10 protein-coding genes are annotated in these 13,417 nt (G+C 61.2%); 3 read left to right on the top strand and 7 right to left on the bottom strand.

Annotated features, from left to right (window positions below):
- Position 1: 1 nt before the first annotated feature.
- Complete coding sequence (locus ACS4RS_RS22960; protein ID WP_439013575.1) at positions 2-991, top strand: oligopeptide/dipeptide ABC transporter ATP-binding protein; 990 nt, start codon at positions 2-4, stop codon at positions 989-991.
- Complete coding sequence (locus tag ACS4RS_RS22955) at positions 988-1,800, top strand: ATP-binding cassette domain-containing protein (RefSeq protein ID WP_439013574.1); 813 nt, start codon at positions 988-990, stop codon at positions 1,798-1,800. The genes ACS4RS_RS22960 and ACS4RS_RS22955 overlap by 4 nt, the downstream gene beginning before the upstream one ends.
- Before the next feature lie 335 nt (positions 1,801-2,135).
- Here ACS4RS_RS22955 and ACS4RS_RS22950 read toward each other — a convergent pair whose 3' ends face one another.
- The 7 genes from ACS4RS_RS22950 to ACS4RS_RS22920 all read right to left on the bottom strand — a co-directional run bounded on the left by ACS4RS_RS22950 (position 2,136) and on the right by ACS4RS_RS22920 (position 11,965).
- Positions 2,136-4,253, bottom strand: a complete 2,118-nt coding sequence (locus ACS4RS_RS22950) for a carboxy terminal-processing peptidase (RefSeq protein ID WP_439013573.1) — start codon at positions 4,251-4,253, stop codon at positions 2,136-2,138.
- A 228-nt stretch (positions 4,254-4,481) separates the two neighbouring features.
- Positions 4,482-6,443, bottom strand: coding sequence for an elongation factor G (locus tag ACS4RS_RS22945; RefSeq protein ID WP_439013572.1), 1,962 nt, complete (start codon positions 6,441-6,443; stop codon positions 4,482-4,484).
- Between the two features lie 39 nt (positions 6,444-6,482).
- On the bottom strand, positions 6,483-6,698 hold the full coding sequence (locus ACS4RS_RS22940) for a hypothetical protein (protein WP_449314030.1): 216 nt from the start codon (positions 6,696-6,698) through the stop codon (positions 6,483-6,485).
- A 543-nt stretch (positions 6,699-7,241) separates the two neighbouring features.
- On the bottom strand, positions 7,242-8,231 hold the full coding sequence (locus ACS4RS_RS22935; RefSeq protein ID WP_439013571.1) for an ABC transporter permease subunit: 990 nt from the start codon (positions 8,229-8,231) through the stop codon (positions 7,242-7,244).
- Positions 8,228-9,208 carry an ABC transporter permease subunit gene (locus ACS4RS_RS22930; protein ID WP_439013570.1) on the bottom strand — a complete coding sequence of 327 codons (981 nt, stop codon included), beginning with the start codon at positions 9,206-9,208 and terminating at the stop codon, positions 8,228-8,230. Before ACS4RS_RS22930 ends, ACS4RS_RS22935 begins: the two co-directional genes overlap by 4 nt.
- Entirely contained in the window at positions 9,205-10,758 is a 1,554-nt protein-coding gene (locus tag ACS4RS_RS22925) for an ATP-binding cassette domain-containing protein (protein WP_439013569.1), read from the bottom strand. Before ACS4RS_RS22925 ends, ACS4RS_RS22930 begins: the two co-directional genes overlap by 4 nt.
- A gap of 82 nt (positions 10,759-10,840) precedes the next feature.
- Positions 10,841-11,965, bottom strand: coding sequence for a sugar ABC transporter substrate-binding protein (locus tag ACS4RS_RS22920; protein ID WP_439013568.1), 1,125 nt, complete (start codon positions 11,963-11,965; stop codon positions 10,841-10,843).
- A 557-nt stretch (positions 11,966-12,522) separates the two neighbouring features.
- On the opposite strand from ACS4RS_RS22920, the gene ACS4RS_RS22915 reads away from it, so the two are divergent.
- Positions 12,523-13,218: a Hint domain-containing protein gene (locus ACS4RS_RS22915; protein WP_449314029.1), complete on the top strand. Its 696-nt coding sequence runs from the start codon at positions 12,523-12,525 to the stop codon at positions 13,216-13,218.
- Positions 13,219-13,417: the final 199 nt, after the last annotated feature.

Here is a 13,417-nt window from a genome sequence, read left to right as displayed (position 1 = left end):
CATGGACCCTTTGGTCGAAATCGAGAACCTGAAAGCCTATTACCGCGCCTTCCTTTTTGGCGTCGACCGCGAAGTGCGCGCCGTCGACGATATCAGCCTGACGATCGGCCGCGGCGAGGTCTATGGCGTTGCCGGTGAATCGAGCAGCGGCAAGACGACCCTGATCAAAACCATCGCCGGCGCCATCCGGCCGCCGCTGCGGGTCGTGTCGGGCACGGTGAAATTCCATTTCGCCGGCGGCACCCAGGATATCTACGCGATGAAGCCGGAGGAGCGCATGGCGCTGCGCTGGCGGCATCTCTCCTATATCATGCAGGGCTCGATGAATGTGCTCAATCCGGTGCGCCGGATCCGCCATTCCTTCACCGATTTCGCCTTTCGCCACATGGCCGTCAGCAAGCAGGTTTTCTTCGAAAAGGTCGCTGCCCATCTGCAGCGGCTGAAGCTCGATCCGCATCTGCTCGACGCCTATCCGCACGAACTTTCCGGCGGCATGCGCCAGCGCATGACCATTGCGCTCGCCACCATCCTGACGCCAGAATTCATCATCGCCGACGAGCCGACCACCGCGCTCGACGTCATCGTTCAGCGCGACGTTCTGTCGATGATCCGCGAAATCCAGCGCGAGATGGGTTCGTCCTTTCTGTTCGTCACCCATGATATGGGCGTTCACGCGACGGTCTCCGACCGCATCGGCATCGTCTATGCCGGGCGTCTCGTCGAGGAAGCGCCGACCGCCAAACTCTTCAGCAAGCCGCTCCACCCCTATACGCAGCATCTGGTCGGCAGCCTGCCGCGCATCGGCGATGCGACGACGCGGCCCTCTCTGGAGGGGCGCCCGCCGAACCTTGCCATGCCGCCGGAAGGCTGCCGGTTTCACCCGCGCTGTCCGAAGCGGATGGACATCTGCTCGCAGAAGGTGCCGCCGCTCGTCACCGTCGAGCCGGGGCGCCGCGTTGCCTGTTTTGCAGTTACGGGAGATCAGGTTTGACCGCTCTGCTTCACCTCTCGCATGTCACCAAAGTCTATCGCCAGGGCGGCATGCTCGGCCGGCGCCTGATCACCGCGGTCAAGGATGTGAGCTTCGAAGTTGGAGAAGAGCCGGAGATCCTGTCGATCGTCGGCGAATCCGGCTCGGGCAAATCGACGATCGCCGCGATGATCCTCGGGCAGACGGCGCCGACGGAAGGGCGGCTGGAATTCTCCGGCAAAACCGTCTCCATCCACAGCCGATCCGAACGCAAGGCCTTCATGAAGGAGGTCCAGCCGGTTCTGCAGAACCCGTTCGAAGCCTTCAATCCGCTGAAGCGGGTCGACCGCTATCTGTTCGAGACGGCGCGCAATCTGTCGGGCCCGGGAAAACGCATAGACCGAAAAGAAGCAGAGCGCATGGCCGATGCCGCCCTCGTGCATGTCGGCCTGACGCTGGAAGAAGTGAAGGGCCGCTTTCCCCACGAACTCTCCGGCGGCCAGCTTCAGCGCGTCGCCATTGCCCGCGCGCTGATCCCGCAACCCCGCCTGCTGGTCGCCGACGAACCGGTCTCGATGGTCGACGCATCCCTGCGCATGGCGATCGTCAACCTCTTCGGCCGGTTGAAAAACGAACTCGGCCTGTCGATCATCTACATCACCCATGATCTCGCCACCGCCTATTACATCAGCGACAACATCATCATCATGCGCAAGGGTGAAATCGTCGAGCGGGGCCAGGCCCGGCCCGTGCTGGATAATCCGCAGCATCCCTATTCGCGTGCGCTCAAGGAGGCGGTGCTGGCGGCGGATTTCAGCCCGGCGATGTGAGCGCTACAGTACGCCCGAGGTCGAGATATCCGGCAATGTAGCGAAGTCTCATAGGCCGAAGCTGGCCCATACGGCGCGGACTTCTTCATCGCTTGCAAATTCGCCGCGCGCACCGGCGGCTTTCGATTCCGCAATCGCCGCCCGCTCCCCGGCTGTCAAAGGCACAGGCTCCTGCTCGTCGGCGAGGTGTAGCAGGATGCGCGCCAACTCGTCCTGAAGGCGACGGCGCACGCTCCTACCAGTCGCGTTCGAAAATCTCAATTGCGGCTCCGATCCCATGCGCCAGAACGCCGCGGGTCCCGTTTGAGGGACGCGCGGAGTTGTAGCCGGCATGCCTATTTCCCGTCCGCCTGTCCCGCTGGCTTCGTGGCTGCATTCAGGACGCCGTCCTGCAAACCCACCTCATCTGCAAGAATGGCGGCGGCCTCGTCGAGCAGGACGTCTTTGGCGTTCTTGCGGGCGTTTTCGAGGGCGATATCGGCGCTCAGGCTGCGCTCGCCCGCCTCCAGGCCGTCATCCCCGGCGGGATTATCGCCATCGCTTGCCTGCGCCCGCTCCTTGAACCGCTTCTCGCGCGCCGCCGCTTCCTTGCGGCGTTCGGCTTCGTTCAGGGAGACGATGCCTTTCTCGCGCTGCGCCTTCAGGTCGGCAATGTCCTTCACCAGGCGCTGGAAATCCGGATCGCCCTTCACCCGCGCATCATGGCGGCTTTGCAATGCCGGCAGCAAGGCCGTGACATTGCCTTCGGGCGCGTATTTCGCCGGCTTGATCTCCGCCCATGGCAGGGCATTGTCATAGCTGGTCTCGCCGAAGCTTGTCGGATCGGACAGCCCCGGCAGGCTGATGTCGGGTGTGACGCCGCGCAGCTGCGTCGTGCCGCCATTGACCCGGAAGAACTGGGCGATCGTCACTTTCAGCTCGCCATATTCGGGCTTGCTGTTGTGAACCATCTGGTCGAGATCGACGACCGTCTGGACCGTGCCCTTGCCGAAGCTGGCCTCTCCCAGAATCACGCCGCGACCGTAATCCTGGATGGCGGCGGCAAAAATTTCCGAAGCCGAGGCCGAGCCGCGATTGATCAGCACGCCCATCGGGCCTGACCAGACAGGCTCAGCCAGATCCGAGCTTTTGACCTCGATCTTGCCGTCGCTGCGGCGTTGCTGGACGACCGGGCCCTTGCCGATGAAGAGGCCGGTCAAATCGATCGCCTCTTCCAATGAACCCCCGCCATTGTTGCGCAGGTCCACGAGAACGCTGTCGATCTTTTCATCCTTCAGCTCGCCGAGAAGCTTGGCGACATCGCGGCTGGCGCTTTTATAATCCTTGTCGCCTTTGGCCTTGGCTTCAAAATCCTCATAGAAGACCGGCAGCGTGATGATCCCGATCTTGCGCTCGGCATCACCCACTTTCACGGTCTGCACGGTCTTCCTGGCGGCCTGCTTTTCCAGGCTGATCTTGTCGCGCACCAGGCTGACGACGCGATGCGTGGCATCGGCGCCGGCATCGGCCGGCAGGATGTCGAGGCGCACGACGGAGCCCTTTTTCCCGCGGATCATCTGCACGACTTCATCAAGGCGCGTGCCCACCACTTCCTTGATCGGCCCATTCTTGCCCTGACCGACGCCGGTAATGCGGTCGCCGACCGCCAGCTTGCCTGAGAGTTCAGCCGGCCCGCCGGGCACCAGCTCACGGATCGTCGTATAGTCGTCGCGCTCCTGCAGCACCGCGCCGATGCCGAACAGCGAAAGCTTCATCGACACATCGAAATCAGCCGAAGCCGCCGCGCCGAAATAATCCGTGTGCGGATCGATGGCGTTCGAATAGGCGTCCATGAACGACTGGAAAACGTCGTCGCTCTTGAACTTGTAAGCGCGCTCAAGCGTGTTTTCATAGCGTTTGTCGAGCGTTTCGCGAATAGCCGCATCGGCCTTGCCGCCGAGCTTCAGCCGCAGCCAGTCGCTTTTGACGCGCTTGCGCCACAGCTCATCGCTCTCGGCTTGCGACTGCGGCCAGGGCGCTTTCTCGCGCAGCACCGAATAATTATCCTGCCCGCTGAAATCGAAATCCTGCTTCAGCAGGCTGCGCGCATAGGTCATGCGGTCGACGACGCGCTGTTCATAGGCGTTGAAGATCGCAAACGGGATCTTCAGGTCCTTCCGCTCGATCGCATCGTCGATCTCGCTGCGCTCGGCCATGAACTTGTCGATATCGGCTTGCAGGAACAGCATGCGGTCCGGATCCAGCGACTTGATGAACCCATCCATGACCCGCGCCGACAAGGCGTCGTCGAGCGGAACGGGCTTGTAGCTATACCGCGAGAGAAATTGCGCGCTCAACTGAGCAGCTTCCGCCTGTCGCTCCAGCGGCGCCAAAACCGGCGGCGATGCGACTTCAGCGGAGGCGGACTGTACGAGTGCAAGAAATGCACCGAGAAAAACGTAAGCTATGCGCATGCAGCGTTGATCCAATTCTTCATGCCGAGGGTGGATGTGTGAACTAAGTGAGGCAATTGTGGTTTTTTGGCAAGCAGGGAAGAACTTCGTCTGGGCAGCCGCAAAACTATCCGAGCTGATCGGCCAGGACGCAGTGCAGCGTATCGGAGCGAAATCGTTCAGCGAGAACGGCTGGGATCGGACGTCCGGCAGCATACCCGGGCGCGAGCATGAAGTGGCGCAAACGTTTCAGTGTGCGGTGCCTGATTTCTCCTTTGCCCTCACAATGGCGTCCGCTTCCTTGCCATATAGTTCCTCGAAGTGATCGAAGGTCTTGGAAAAATAACCAATGCCCTGCGTCGCCGAGCGCAGCGACCGCGCCAGATCTTCAAGTGCGCCGCCCGGAACGAGCGCCCGGAAGATGTCCCATCCCTTGGCGGCTTCATCGCGGTCGAAGCCGAGAACCTGACCGTTGAGACCGGCAACGATCTGGACAAGGCTGCCTGAATAGACCGACGGGATGTGGAACTCGCTGCGGAATATCGGCTGCATCAAGACGGTCGATCCTTCGGAAAGCGCCTGGCGCACCCCCATTTTCGACGCAGTCCGGAAGGCGTGTTCGGAACTGTCGACGGTATGGTGCTGACCATCCAACAGCGTTACGCCGACATCGATGACTTCGAAGCCTAGCGGTCCCTTCTCCATCGCTTCGCGCGCGCCCGCTTCGACGGCGGGGATGTAATTGCGCGGAACGGCGCCGCCCTTGACGGTTTCGCCAAAGGTGAAGCCCTGGCCGCGCTCGTTGGGGTGAATGCTCAACTTCACATCCGCGAATTGCCCGGCACCGCCGGTCTGTTTGCGATGGCGGTAATGAACCTCCGATGGTTTCGCGATCGTCTCGCGGTAGATCGGGCTGGGCGTTCGGTCGGTCACGGAGATGTGAAAGACATCGGACAGTGTTCGGCAGAGATCACGCAGATGCACCGGCCCTTGGGCGCGGACGAGTTGAGCGCCCGTGCCTTCCTCCTGCAGGATTTTCAGACCGCGATCCGTCTCGGAAAGTTTCGCCAGCGTTTCGGAAAGTTTGTTTTCATCGCGCTCGCTGCCTGGAACGAGAATCCTTTCAAGCATCGGCGTGGGTGGTTCCGTCCACTCGGGCGGGGCAACCACCGCGCCGGAGGTCAACAGCGAAGGGACAGGCAGGTGGTCGGACTTCACCGTCGCGAAGACATCTCCCGGCGCAGGCAGAACCGCCGTATTGGACCGCCCGTTTGCGAGATTTTGTACGGCGCCGAGGCTGGAGCCGCCGAGCGATGCGCCTTGCCGCAGGCCCTCGCCAAGTGCGCGCACGAGCACCGTCTTGCCGATATTCTGGCGATAATAGGCATGGAAGCTCACGGCCGCCAGCTTGCCTTCATCGACAGTTGCCGTATCAGCGAGACGCTGCCTGAGAATCCCTACCGGCGGGGCCTCGTGCCGCAGCGCCTTCATCAGCCTCATCATGCCGTTGCCGTGACTTGCAGCACCGATCAGGACCGGGATAATTCTATTTTCCCTGAGAACCCGCGATGAAATGGCATAGAGCGCGTCGCTGGATGGCTCGCGGTCCTCGATCAGTTCCTCGAGAAGCCAGTCATCAAATTCGGACAGGTGTTCCAGGAGCTCGCTGCGCGCTTCTTGCTCGCGCTCGGCAGTGCTTTCAGGGATGGCGATCAGCGCCGAAGGCTGACCTTCCCGGTAGCGCCACGCCCGTTCCGAAATCAGATCGCAACTGCCAATGATCCTGTCCCCCTCGCGGATCGGGATCTGGCGAAGCAAAAGCGTGTGGTTGGCGTAGTCTTGAAGCGCGGCGATCACGTCCCTCAACCGCCCCCTCGGTTCGTCCATCCGGTTGACGAAGAGGATGCAAGGCGTCCCCGAGGCTTCGACGATCCTGAGATAGGGCGCGGCGAGCACAGCCTCCTCGGGTGCCGATGAAACGCACAATATGCAGGCGTCGCTGGCAAGCAGCGCGTGCTGCACATGCGCCAACGCTTCGTTGGGTCCTGGCGTATCCAAGGCACACCACGCCTCGTTTCCGAAGGTGAACTCTGTGAGGTTCAACCCATAAGGGGAGCTGGATTTTCTCGGCGTCCCCTCCAGGGAGCCGAGCCTTTCCACGACTGTCGATTTTCCGGTCTGCGAGGGTCCAAGCACGGTAAAGCAGCGCATCGGCATTCCTCCAACTGCCATAAACACAACTTTCAGCCATCATAGGATGCCCTGAACCGCTGCAAGGCGCCAGAGGTGTTCTGGTTCACGGCTTGACCTAGACTTGCATTTGAGGCTGATCCATTCGGCGGCTGAGAACGCATTGACGAATTTGCCTATGGCATCGACGCCGTTCTGCGAGTCCAGCCACGCCGCCCAATTTGTCGGATAATCAGCCTTGGCGAACGGATTGCGGTATTGATTATTGAGGAGCACCTATCGCTGCACCCAGAGCCGGTGGCGATGCGCTTCACGAGCTTTGATGGTGATCAGCTGAGAGTAAGCAGCAACGGCGATACAGCGAGCGTGCAGGCCTATGACGTGGCCGGGGCGCGCGGCGCATCGGAGAGTTGGGACGCGCGGTACGAGGACTGACGCATCTAGGCGCTGGCTCGCCTTTCACCTTGAGGTCCCGTAGGCTCTACAAATCGATCGAGGGCGTTGATGTCATGGCGTAACTGCCCGATCCTCGGTGCCGGCCGCCACACGTCTGACGCAGGCGTGCATCGGACCGAACGACGTCTGGGCGAGATTGGACTTTATCCACGATCAGCTCGCAAGCGGAAAGAAACTGCGGATCCTGACGGTGGTCGACACCTTGATCCGCGTCACAGGATCATCGAGGACAGGCGGCGCTTCGCGTCGGAGGTGAGCTTTGCGCTTCTGCCGAATGGATCCTTCACCTTTGTTACCGGGTGCCGGACTGACGGGCGGTGCGGTGGTCCTGCGTTTTTCGGGCGTTGCAGTAGCGCAGGCGCGCTATTGCCGGTTGGCTGGGCTGCGGCCGTAAAGCAAAAGCATAGCGATGATGACGACGCCGTAGATGATCTGCCGCCCTGCCTCCGGCATCTGCATGACGGAGAGGATCGATTGCAGCAGCGTAATCAGGATCACCCCGGCAACGGTGCCGAGATAGGAGCCCTTGCCGCCGAGAATGGAGGTTCCGCCGAGGACGACGGCGGCGATCGAGGGCAGGAGATAAGCATCGCCCATGGACTGCGCCGCTTTCGAGGCATAGCCAGCAAGCAGGGCACCGCCGAAGGCGCTCAGCGCCCCTGAGGCAATGAAGGCGATCATGACGATCCGGCGGGTATTGATACCGGAAAGATAGGCGGCACTCTCCCGAATGCCGATACCATAGACGGACCGGCCGAATGTCGTGCGGTTAAGGACGAAGACCGTTACGGCGCCGACGACCGCCCAGATGAGAATGGCATTGGGTAGCCCGGGCAGAAGGAAGCCGGTTGCCAGATAGCGCATCGCAAATGTTGCCGAATCCTGCGGCGAGAATCCGCCAGTATAGACGACCATCAGTCCTTGCGCGACGGCGTTAGTCGCCAGCGTGATGATCATCGAGGGGATGCGCAAATAGGCGACGCCGATCCCGTTGGCCAGCCCGATCGCCATGCCGCAGGCAATGCCGAAGGGAATCGCCAGAGCCTCGCCGAGTGGGCCGTAAGCGGCAGCCGCGCACGCCATCATTCCGCCGACGGCGACAGACCACGGTACGGACAGATCGATCTGGCCGAGCAGCACGACGATCATCATGCCTGTGGCGATGACGCCAAGAAAGGATGCGACCTTCAACTGCTGCAGGAGATATTCCGGCGACAGGAAACTCGCTGAATAGAAACTGCCGATGATGAGCAGCAGGAAAATGCAGGCGAAGGCGGTGGCGATGGCCGGGTCCAGCCGATGCATGACCTTGGAAAGCCGGGTCACTGAGTGTTCTCGCATTAGGTTGTTCATCCGAACCATTCCAGGCGATTGCGCACGCGGAACAATGCGAACGCGCCAAGGCTCACCGCGACGAGCAGCACCACACCCTGGAACAGCGGCTGCCACAGCGGATCAAAATCGAAGACGAAGAGCAGGTCGCCGATGGTCCGGAAGGCGAGGGCTCCGAAGATTGCGCCGATCGCGCTGCCTTTGCCGCCGAACAGGGATACGCCGCCGAGCACCACCGAAGCGATTGAGAACAATGTATAGGCATTGCCGCTCGCAAAGGCTGCCTCGCCGGTGAAGGTGAAGAAGGTGAGGAAGAGCCCGCCAGTCGACGCAAGAAGACCGGCGAGCGCATATGCGGTAAATTTCGCGCGGCGGATGGGCAGGCCGGACATATAAGCCGCGATCTCCGATGAACCGGAGGCATAGGCTGCCCGCCCGATCTGGGAGCGGCTGAACGGTACCCATATGACGAGAACGACGGCGATGAGAGCGACAAGGCTGGCCGGCAAGAGGTCGAAGACCTTGCCGGTCATGACGTCTGCCAGTTCCTCGTTGACCGATCCGCCGGGAAAGGGTCGCAGCAGGAGGGCGATGCCGAAGAACACAGCGCCGGTGGCGATCGTGGCAACGATCGGCTGCAACCGTCCATAGATGACGATCAGGCCGTTGAGCGTGCCGCAGGCAAGACCGGTTGCGAGGACGGCCATCACGCCAAGAGCAGTTTCAAGCGGCGAGCCGAGCACGAGCCAGGAGGCCAGCGCATTGGTCAGGATGAAGATCATGCCGACCGAGAGGTCGATGCCGGCGGTAATCACCACCAACGTCTGAGCCATCGCGACGAAGGCAAGCAGCACGCCCTTGTTCGCCGCGGTCTGGACGACATTGGCCGTCAGTCCGGCGGGATGATTGGAGACGTAAATTGCAAACATGACGAGGAATATGCCGGCTGCCATCAGCGTGCCGCGCCGTTCGCCCAACCGGTAACGCCACTCCTTCATGCCGCGCTCCCCGCATTCTCGCTGCCGACATTCAGTGCGCTCGCCACCAGCGCATGCTCGGTGATGCCGTCGCCCTTCAATTCGCGTCTGATGCTGCCGTTGTAGAAGACGAGAACGCGATCGCAGCAGCCGATCAACTCGTCGTAATCCGTCGAATAAAAGAGAATGGCTGCTCCCGCTTCGGCCAAGCGCCGCAGCAACTGATAGATCTCCTGCTTGGTGCCGACATCGATGCCGCGTGTCGGATCGTTGAGCAGAATGATCCGCGGCTTGCGCATCAGCCACTTGGCGATGACGACCTTCTGTTGGTTGCCGCCGGAGAGCGCTCCGACCGGAATGTCGAGACCTGCCGTCTTGATCGCCAGTATCTGCACCATCTCCTCGATCAACCGTTCTTCCTTTTCCTGATCTATCACCCCCGCTCTGGACACCCGGTCCAGTACCGCAAAGGATAGATTTTCCCGGACCGTCATCGGCAGCATCAAGCCTTCCGTCTTGCGGTCCTCGGGGATGAGCGCCATGCCGATCTGTCCGGATTTTGCCGCTGCCGGGCTTGCGAGCGTAACCGCCTTGCCGTCGACAAGGACGGAACCTGTGGTCCCGCGCAGGACGCCGAAGAGCGCAAGCAGCAGCTCGCGCTGCCCTTGTCCATCCAGTCCTCCAAGGCCGACGACTTCACCACGACCGACGGTAAGCGAAACGTCGTGCAGCGTATCCGCCCAGCCGAGCTTGCGGCATTCCAGGACCGGACGGACTTCATCCTTCGCAACCCGTTCCGGTTTCGGCGGGAAGGCGCGGCTGTATTCCCGACCGATCATCATTTCGACGATCTCGCCATCGCTGCGCGTGGCTGCCGGGAAACTTGCCACATTGCGGCCGTTGCGCAAGACCGTGCATTGATCCGCCAATTCAGCGATCTCCTGCATGCGATGAGAAATGTAAAGGAGTGCCAGCCCTTCGGACCTCAGCCGCCTCAAAACGGAGAAGACCTCGGCGACATCGGCTGCCGTCAGTGCCGACGTTCCTTCGTCAAGAATGAGAATGCGCGGTTTCCAGGCGAGCGCCTTGGCGATCTCCACCAGTTGTCGGCGCGAGAGCGGCAGGTCCTTGACCAGCTCGCGCGGATGAATGTCGCTGGCGCCTGCCCGCGCGAGCATCTCCTCGGCGATGACGCGTTGCGCCTTGCGGTCAATCAGGCCGAAACGGAGCGGCGGAGCGGCGATAGAGATGTTGTCGGCGACGCTGAGGTCCGGGATCAGCGAGAGTTCCTGAAATACGCAGGTGACGCCGGCGGCGGAAGCCTCGGCCGGGGAGCGGAAGGTTACCGGATGCCCGTCGAGCAGCATGCGGCCTTCATCCGGCGCGACGACGCCGGCCATGATCTTGATCAGCGTGGATTTGCCCGCGCCGTTCTCGCCGAGAATAGCGTGGATTTTCCCGGCTTCCACGGTGAGTTTGGCGTTTTCCAACGCATGTACGCCGCCGTAACGCTTCGATACACCGCTCATCTCAAAGAGCGGGGTTGCCGCCGGTTTTTCTGGTGCCGTCATGAATGTCCTCGGGGCAGGTGTTTCTCGCGCGCCGCGGGCAGAGCCGCGGCACGCCGCTCAAGCGATCCGGTTCGCCCCCGGCCTATTGGTTTTCCTTCGACTGCCCCATGATCTCCTGTGCGGTGAAATTGATGCCGCAGGTCGGAAAAGCGTTGCCGACGAAGAAATTGTCCGACTGATCCGGATAGAAGTCCTGGCCCTCCTTGAAGTTCGGGTCTTCGACGATTGCCAGCGGCAGCTTGATGGACTGCGGCACGACCTGTCCTTCAAGTGCTGCGATCGCCGTCTTGATGGCAACCGCCACCTGGGCAGGCCCGGTGCCGGCCGAGGAGCATTTCAGGCCTTCGCCAGCATATTTGGCGCAGAACTTGCGGAAGCCGTTTTCCGTTTCGCCACCGAAAGGCACGAATGGATGTTTGGCATCGATCATTGCCTGCACGACGCCGGTATCGCCGCCCTGCGCGGTGATGCCGTCGAACTTCTTGTGCACGGCTATCGCGTCGGCGGTGGCCTTCTGTGCCGTCGGGTCGTCCCACTTGCCGAGCACTTCGACGACATCCCACTTCTTGCCGGTGGCATCCAGGGTTTCGTGTATGCCGTTGTGGCGGTCGGTATCGACTGACGTTCCGGCAACCCCGCGCACCTCGAGAACTTTGCCGCCATCAGGCAGGTGCTTTGCTAGCCAGTTCGCCCACAGCACGCCAAGGCCCTTCTGGTCGACGTTGACGTTGATTGCGTCTTGCGTGTCCAGAATATTGTCGAAGGCGACCAGGACGACGCCGGCCTGCTTGGCGCGCTTGATGACCGGTCCGAATGCCGTCGGATTCTGGGCATTGACGACGATGGCGTCGTAACCGGAATCGATGAAGTTGTTGATCGCCGAAATCTGCGCCGGCACATCCTCACCGGTGGAAACGACCTTGAACTCCTTGAGTTTGGCGGCGACATCCGACTGAGCGGCATAGGCTTTCGCCGTCTGGATCATCTGAATGCGCCAGGTGTTGGCGATATACCCATTGGCGAGCGCGATGCGATAAGGCCCGTCTTTTTTCGGAAATTTGAAAAACTTGGTATCCGCCGTCCACGGCACGAAGCAGTCAGCCTCGGCCGCAGGCCCGCTGACAATTTCCGGTTGGGCAAGAGCCGTGGAGTGGGAAAGCGCAAATGCAGCCGCGGCGAGAAGGCCGCCGACCAATGTCTTGTACATCAGATCCTCCCATTTGTTGCCATGTTCGGATCGGCATCGAATGGGTGTCGGAATCATCGACTGTCCGTTGCAGTTTGTTCTGCAGTCGGTTGCCGGTCCGGCAATGCATGTCGATACGCTATCCAAATGACGCCGGATGGGCTCCTCCCGAGGGCGTCACGCAGCCGATGGTAGCGCTGCCAACCATGATTGTAAAGAAGCACGCAATGACCTGATTAACGCGGATTCACAGGCTCATCCGGAGCAGATAGGGTCGCCGGGGCCTGTCCTAAGGAACTCGGTGCCGCCATGAAGCTTTTCATCGTTGGCTGACGGATTGGAAGTCATCCTAGAATTGGCCGTCAAATGACGCCTGCAAAGCAAAAGTGACTGTAGTTTATCGCGGACGATCATCCGCTTGTGTTGCGAGGGCTTGCGGACCTGCTCCGTGAAATGCCCGACGTGGAAGTTGTGTCGACATGTGCCGACGGGCCGTCGCGTATGAAGCCATGAGCCGGCATCGTCCAGATGTCGCGATTATTGATAGAGAGATGCCGGGCCTCGATGGAATAGGACTGTTGAAACAGTTGAAGGCGGCTCGCCTGCCAACGCGAGTGGTGATCGCATGCGTCCGCTTCCGGGCAGAGTGCCTGAACCAGCACTGGTTCCTGACCCTTGCAGATGCCCGAAGCTCGACTGCGCAGCTCGGGTCTCCAGTCGCGAAAGCCGGCACGCTGAGCAAGTCGAAGGTAATTCTTCTCGCCGTACGCAGCGCATGTTTTTGCGCCGGCGTTTCTATTCGAACGTGCCACAGACACTACGGGGCGCGCCCGGTTGGCGAACTCTGGAAGCATCGAGGCCAGACAGTAGCGACGGCGACGTCTTCACGCCGCAACATTGAATTATTCTGTCAATCGCTTCAAAGCTTGCCAGCTGGCGTTGTCGGCTTACGGGCATGTGTCCTGCCAGACGTCGTGCCAATCCGGGTCTCCCGCTGCGCGTTGGACGGTCGCACACCACATTCCGATCTCTACCTGTCGCCCGGCCATGCGCTGTTTCTGAACGGCGTTCTAATCCAGGTGAAAGAGCTCGTGAATGGCACGACAATCGCACCGGTCGCTCCGGCCAACGACATCTCCATCGAGTACTACGCCGTCATGCTTGATATCACCCGCTACAGCGCAACGAGAAGCGCGCGGGCGTTCGGCTTTGCTACCTCCCGCCACCTACACCACCTGCCGGGACGCGATCCTGCTGCCGCGAGAACTGGTTGACATCGCAAGGCCAGGGTCACGACATGCGGGGTGAAGGTAAGCGTGTGGGCACGGCGGCCCTCGGCTGTCATTCGTCGGCGACAATAAGAAATAACGATATCGCTGTGTTCACCGTCCCTGCCGCGTCCCTGGCGCGGCGGAGAACCTCGCCAAGAAGTATCCTAATGACACGCTGGCCTTCCACGACAATGTGGTGTGT

It is taken from the genome of Rhizobium sp. F40D2, from assembly GCF_051810745.2.
GTDB lineage: Bacteria > Pseudomonadota > Alphaproteobacteria > Rhizobiales > Rhizobiaceae > Rhizobium.
This window is presented reverse-complemented; position numbering and strand designations above follow the sequence as displayed.